The sequence below is a fragment of the Gilliamella sp. HK2 genome (assembly GCF_001690265.1).
In the GTDB taxonomy this organism is placed as follows: Bacteria; Pseudomonadota; Gammaproteobacteria; order Enterobacterales; family Orbaceae; genus Gilliamella; species Gilliamella apicola_C.
This window is the reverse complement of sequence record NZ_LZGV01000022.1, coordinates 1-2,068: the sequence shown is the minus strand read 5'-3', so window position 1 is coordinate 2,068 and position 2,068 is coordinate 1. Positions and strand designations below refer to the sequence as shown.

The window sequence follows — 2,068 nt, the reverse complement described above, 5'->3', positions numbered from 1 at the left end:
GGAAATTCGATTATGCAAATTTATACTAAAAATATTATAACAATTTCTATTTTATATTTTTTGTGTTCGGTCATTAATACTAATTTTACCTATGCGGATATAAACATGATAGTTCAAAAAACAATTATGAAAACACCACAACCTCTAGAAGCTAATAGAATTTACTACCAGTATGATTTTAAAAGTTTTCGTCATAAAGAAGATAGTTCTCCTGCAGAAGGAAAATTATTTTTATCGCCTGCAACGTTAGAAACAGACCCTGACGATAATTCATTATCGGATATTTATCAAATAACAATTAATGAAAATAATCAATATAGTAAAGTGATTAACATATGTAGAAATATTATAGAAATACTCTATCCAACAGAGCCTTTTGAGACACTTGAAGATGGTATCCATTTTTATATTTTAGATAAGGACAACCAATTGCAAAAAAAAGAAAATTTTGAAGCAGTGTTTAAAGAGCCCGGTTATATACGTGTTGAAAAATTAGATGGAAAGGTGATCAGTATTCAAAAACGACCTACATATACGATTATCCATTTTAATTATGAATATTGGCCTAATCAAAATTTAAAGTATAATAAATTGGAGTATTATAATAATGAACATCAAATAATTTATTATGATGAAACTTTTTATGATGAAAATGAAAAAGCTATAGCGGGTAATAGCAAGAATCTGTTAACGCAACAAAATATACGCTATACCTACATAAACAAAGATGGCATATTAAGAGTTGATGAATATTTTGATAGCCAGGGTAATAAAACCAATCATGTGATTTATTATGATAATACTAATGCTGAAGATAAAATCGAAAATCAAATATTGGATCATGAAGGAAAACTGGTAGCAATAAGTAATACGGTGCCTGATGATATATTCGATCCGCTTAAAGAAGAATTAGCTGAGAGTTATCCTTATAATAATTTATTAATGGATATTGAAAAAACAGACGTAGTTTTAACAGAGAAGTTTTTTCTTCATACTGTAGATAAAAATACAACACAATGGGATAACGAGGCGATAAACCGCGCCAAGTATTTACGAATTACTCCTAATCAACCGTATTACGCAAAGGTAACTTATCCCCTTTTTTGGCCTAATCGTTATAAAAATTTTCCCCACCAAAAACCGTTAACATTAATTGAAGCGGAACATCAACAACCTAATGCCAAATACAGTGATTTAATCAAATTTGAAGTGGGCAATAATTATCAGTATAAAACTTTGATTAAAGAAAAGTGGCAACAAACTCCAATCACTTTACCATTAGAACAGTTTAAACCACTAGAAAACGACATCTACTTTTTTGTTATGGACAATAACGGAAAATTAATTCCATTAGAAAACGTTGAACAAGCGGTAGAACAACCAAACTATATACGTGTTGAAAAAGAGATGGGTAAGATAATTTCGATAGTTAAAAAAACACGAATTTATAAAGTATTAAATGAGTTTGAATATCAAGATAATAGTTTGAAAAACAGTAAATTTAATTTACTGGAAAGCACGCTGTTACCAAACTTAATCATTGAGACAAAATGGGAAAATTATTTGCCCAAATACCAAGTGATTAAAGATAATCAAGGAATAACGGTAAGAACAATTACAGTTATCAATCCAACAGATTTTCATGCTATTTTTGAGGAATTTAACTCAAATGGAATAAAAACCAATCGTATTGAAATAAATAAGAATAATGATCCTGACATAATAAACCAATATTTAGACGAAAAAGGACAACTGATTAAAACAACGGATGATTATCCCGAAAAAGATTCAGTCTACGATAAAATTTATAAAGAACCTTTCTATCCTATTTTTATAGATGAGTTGGAATATCAACTTTTTAAGCTTTATCAAAGAGAGTTAGAAAATGATTAATCCCAATCATGTCTACGGTAAATAATACAGTAAAAAATTAGCGTAATTAATTTAAGTTATGTTTTGGGGATAATTAGTACTTAAGTATAAAAGCATTACCATGTATAGCTTTAGGCAAAACCGATGCTCAAGGTAAAGCGCAAATTGTGACATCAGGGTATGAAGAAGATAACGT

Annotated in this window: 1 protein-coding gene; it reads left to right on the top strand. The window is 29.0% G+C overall.

Annotated elements, in window-relative coordinates; genetic code table 11:
- A partial coding sequence (locus A9G45_RS02475) for a hypothetical protein (RefSeq protein ID WP_218057001.1) occupies positions 1-1,893 on the top strand: 1,893 nt, incomplete at its 5' end.
- Positions 1,894-2,068 lie beyond the last annotated feature (175 nt).